Consider the following 4,488-nt stretch of genomic DNA (forward strand, 5'->3'; position numbering starts at 1 on the left):
ATTTACAAAATTCATTTTCGAGAGTAATTGATTTGGGATAGTATGGGTTCTTTTAAATGAACAACTAAAAAATATATTAATTTTTTCAAAAAACGCTAATTTAGGTACCCAAATTAGATATATAATTCACACAAAAAAACCCGTTCTCTAAATAAATAACGGGGTTTCCTGAATGAGCAAATACAAATAGATTAAACCATTTTACACGTACACGGCTAGTATAACATGAAAAATAGAAAAAAGATTGAAGTAATTTTAAATTTGTTATTCTTTATAATAAGCGAAGAATATGTTGTATTTCTTCTAACTCTAATCCTGTTAATTCTGCAATTGTACTTGGTGCTGTCCCCCGCTTGCTCATATTTCGCACTAACTGAACAATACCTTCTTCTCTTCCTTTTTCAATTCCTTTTTTCTCCGCATGTGCCACCGCTGCCTTTTCATCTAACAATACTTTTTCTCGCGCCTCATACTCTCGGCGAAACGCTTGATTATGACTCACATTGTCCCACTTATCAATCGCTTTCTGCAATGTTTCATCTTGTTCCATTGCAATCGCCTCCAGATTTTCTTATTTATTAAGATAATCTCAATAATCGCAGAACCTCTTCCTTATCTAATCCTGTTAATTCTGCTATTTCCTCTGGAGTTGCACCTCGGTTACTCATATTTCGAATCATTTGAGTACGTTCTTTTTCTCTTCCCTGCTTTAATCCTTGTTTTAGCCCTTTTTCTATCCCCTTGTTCTCCGCATGTGCCACGGCAGCTTTTTCATCTAACAATACCTTTTCTCGTGCTTCATACTCCCGGCGAAACGCTTGATTATGACTCATATTGTCCCACTTATCAATCGCTTTCTGCAACGTTTCATCTTGTTCCATCGCAATCGCCTCCAATGTGTCTGTTAGATTCTGATCTTCATTTGCCGCTAACAAGAGTAACCAACGTACCAAAGAATCATGCCACGGATTCACCTGTGCACCTCGCCATTGTGCAATAATCTTCGGCATTTCAATATAATGAATTTCTATGTCTTCACTGATGCGGAGTTCTTTTTCTACATCCCATAAGATACCTGTCGTCTGAAATTGTTCTTGATTGGGGTACAGTATAAAATCCAATACATTAATCGTAATTGATTTTTGCAACTCACTATACGGCATCCCTTCCTGCATTTGTGATGCATATAGTTTCGACCAATAATACAAGGAACGCTTTTGAATATCATGTTTATTCGCAAGTTGAATTTCTATGTTTACAAGTTCACCTGTTCCAAGTGTCGCCCGTACATCCATAATCGACAATTTATCCTCTTTATATTCCTTATGTAGATGTGGGTCTTCTAATGATACGCTCGTAATCGGAGAAACCAACGACTTCTGTAACACCTCATTCAGGAATCTCATTCAGGAATCTCATCAGAATCTCTTCATTTCCTTTGGTTCCAAATAATTGTTTAAAGGCAAAATCGACACGTAAATTCACCCGGTTCTTCATTGGCGCGCTCCCTCATTCCATAGTTGATAGTTCCATCATACCAAAAGAATATAGAGTAAACGAGACAAAATAGAATCTAAAAAGCATTCTTTCTATCCATATATTTTGACAGTTTTGTGCACGAAAAAGAGCATCTACATGGAAGTAGATGCCCTTCTCACAATAAAGGATAGATTGATTGATAAGGAACGAAAGTGGTTGCCCCTTACTCAAATATATGCTGGTCTATCTGAAAATGTGAAAGAGAGCACCCTCCTATCCCAGTTAAATGCCCGCTTTCAACAGTACGAGAAAAAGAAACCTTTCTGTACCATATTATGTTGATTCGATTACAACTATACCTAAGATAAGCTTCAATCCGATTTATTTTTTTGGTATAAAAAACCAAAATCGAGGTTATATTATTGCAGAGTTGACTGTTCAATCCTTTGAGTAGCATGTTTTCTTTTGGGATAGGTTTTTACACATAAAAAAGACGAGCGGAAACTCGTCTTTTTTGTATAAAGATCTTAGGTCTAAAGGTTTTATTTTTTTAGAGACGTTTGTAATGATTTCGCAGTTTTTTTAAAAATTCACAAGTAGAACGTTTTTTTTCACAAACTTCATGTATATTTACTATCTAATTGATTTAAGGTGAGGGTAAAATTTGAAACAAATTGGCTACGCCATATTATTTGGAAAAATTGGCAGTATTATAGGATTTATATACGCTATCTATAGATGGTTTGCTTTGCAAATTTCTGTTGGGGTTGGACACCACACTTCATTCTCCGAACACATATTTAATCTTTTTCCTTTAGTATTAGCTGGTATAGGAATGGGTGTAGGATTTATTGGATATGTACTAGATAAACTTATTTTAAAGTATTATTTTGTTATTTTGGGTATTTCTATAATTAATTCTGTTTTTTTGCTAAGTCAGGGTGTTTATCTGGCACGTATGAGTAAAATAACTACAAATGATAAAATAGGATATCTAGTTGTGCAATACCTTTTTGATACCGCGCCATTAATTTATTTTATCTTTATTATTGTATCAACCGTTTTTTGGTATCGTTCCAAAGTTTGATAGATATAATTCCTTTTTAGAAATTCATCATGGCTAAATTGATTTTTAGGGTAGCGACTATTATGATGATTTTCGACGGTAGAGATAGATATTTAATAACAAAAGAGATGATCTAAAGCACCCCCTTTGTTATTGGGTTTACTAAAAATATAATTATTGGTATATCGGACCAAATGATGGGGATATTATTGTATAAGGCTATTTCCTTCATTCCTTCAATTGTCTGTTTAAAACAAATCCGATTAAACAAAAAGACGAGAATCATCTCGTCTTTTTGTATTTTGTAAAAATCGATGTGAGATTTTACCTCCAAAATAAAAAGCACCATCGCTGGCACTTTCTCACCCTATTTTAGGATAATTGTAAAATACATTGTACTTCTTCTACTGTCAGCTTCACAATGTTTGCAATGACTTGCGGTGTCATCCCACTATCGTACATTTGTTGAATAATTTGAGTACGTTCTTCTTCTCTTCCTTTTTCTATACCCTTTTTCTCCGCATGTGCCACGGCAGCCTTTTCATCTAACAATACCTTCTCCCGTGCCTCATACTCTCGGCGAAACGCTTGATTATGACTCATGTTATCCCACTTATCAATTGCCTTTTGCAATGTTTCATCTTGTTCCATCGCAATCGCCTCCAATGTATCTGTTAGATTCTGATCTTCATTTGCCGCTAACAAGAGTAACCAACGTACCAAAGAATCTTGCCGTGGATTCACCTGTGCATCTCGCCACTGTGTAATAATCTTCGGCATTTCAATATAATGAATTTCTATATCTTCACTGATGCGGAGTTCTTTTTCTACATCCCATAGAATACCTGTTGTTTGAAAGTGTTCCTGGTTCGGATACAGAATAAAATCTAGTACATTAATCGTAATGGATTTCTGTAACTCACTATACGGCATCCCTTCCTGCATTTGTGACGCGTATAGTTTCGACCAATAATACAGGGAACGCTTTTGGATATCATGTTTATTTGCAAGTTGAATTTCTATGTTTACAAGTTCACCTGTTCCAAGCGTCGCCCGTACATCCATAATCGACAATTTATCCTCTTTATATTCCTTATGTAGATGTGGGTCTTCTAATGATACGCTCGTAATCGGGGAAACCAACGACTTCTGTAACACCTCGTTCAGAAATCTCATCAGAATCTCTTCATTTCCTTTGGTTCCAAATAATTGTTTAAAGGCAAAATCAATACGTAAATTCACCCGGTTCTTCATCGGCACACTTCCTCAATAGTTAATAATTTCATCATACCAAAAGGAGATAGAGTGAACGAGATAAAATAGAATTTAATTCCCCTTTGATGCCAGTAAGTTCCTCATTTTTATCGTGTCCCAATATTCTGTTCCCGATATAGTTCTTCTTGTTTCTACAGTTATTTTCTCCTCCTTCGTACGTAAGAAAAGCACCCTGATGGCTGCTTTTCGTTCCTTTACCTACGTATAAAACCCTCTGTCGAATTTGTAACTTTGTGAACCCACAGACATACGCTATTATTTTTATCTTTTGGGTAAACTAAACCAAATTATTTTGATCATGAAAGGAGTATCCTTAATGTCTCTTTCGCATTATTTCTTTCCTATACTGTTAATCGTTTGGGGAACCATTATTATATGGTTCGCTATATTTCGTTTAAAACCTCGGGCTGTAAAAGATTTAGGCAATCCAGTGGAAGAATTTAGCCTTTTGTATATAATCTTGTTACGAATATTACCTTGGCCAATTGTTAAATATTTCATTATAGTAACAGGAATTTCTTTGATTGTACTAGGTGTATATTTTCTATAATATATTTCTTATCTTTATTTTTCTAAATAACCACTGAAAATGTAAATGAGAGTGCTCCTGATAAAGACTGAGAAAAATATGTTAAAAATTATTCTATAGGGTTCCGTAGCAAAGTTAG

3 protein-coding genes and 1 pseudogene are annotated in these 4,488 nt (G+C 35.0%); 1 reads left to right on the forward strand and 3 read right to left on the reverse strand.

The window, feature by feature from the left end; genetic code table 11:
* Positions 1 to 271 precede the first annotated feature (271 nt).
* Both CDB3_RS29190 and CDB3_RS29195 read right to left on the reverse strand, forming a co-directional pair.
* Positions 272 to 550, reverse strand: coding sequence for a hypothetical protein (locus CDB3_RS29190; protein WP_128856882.1), 279 nt, complete (start codon positions 548 to 550; stop codon positions 272 to 274).
* Between the two features lie 28 nt (positions 551 to 578).
* Positions 579 to 1,497: pseudogene (locus CDB3_RS29195) on the reverse strand (Rpn family recombination-promoting nuclease/putative transposase).
* A 646-nt stretch (positions 1,498 to 2,143) separates the two neighbouring features.
* Here CDB3_RS29195 and CDB3_RS29200 point away from each other — a divergent pair.
* Entirely contained in the window at positions 2,144 to 2,566 is a 423-nt protein-coding gene (locus CDB3_RS29200; protein WP_128856883.1) for a hypothetical protein, read from the forward strand.
* A 351-nt stretch (positions 2,567 to 2,917) separates the two neighbouring features.
* Here CDB3_RS29200 and CDB3_RS29205 read toward each other — a convergent pair whose 3' ends face one another.
* On the reverse strand, positions 2,918 to 3,799 hold the full coding sequence (locus CDB3_RS29205) for an Rpn family recombination-promoting nuclease/putative transposase (protein WP_128856884.1): 882 nt from the start codon (positions 3,797 to 3,799) through the stop codon (positions 2,918 to 2,920).
* Positions 3,800 to 4,488 lie beyond the last annotated feature (689 nt).

It is taken from the genome of Bacillus sp. CDB3 (genome assembly GCF_002081505.1).
Lineage (GTDB): Bacteria > Bacillota > Bacilli > Bacillales > Bacillaceae_G > Bacillus_A > Bacillus_A cereus_AT.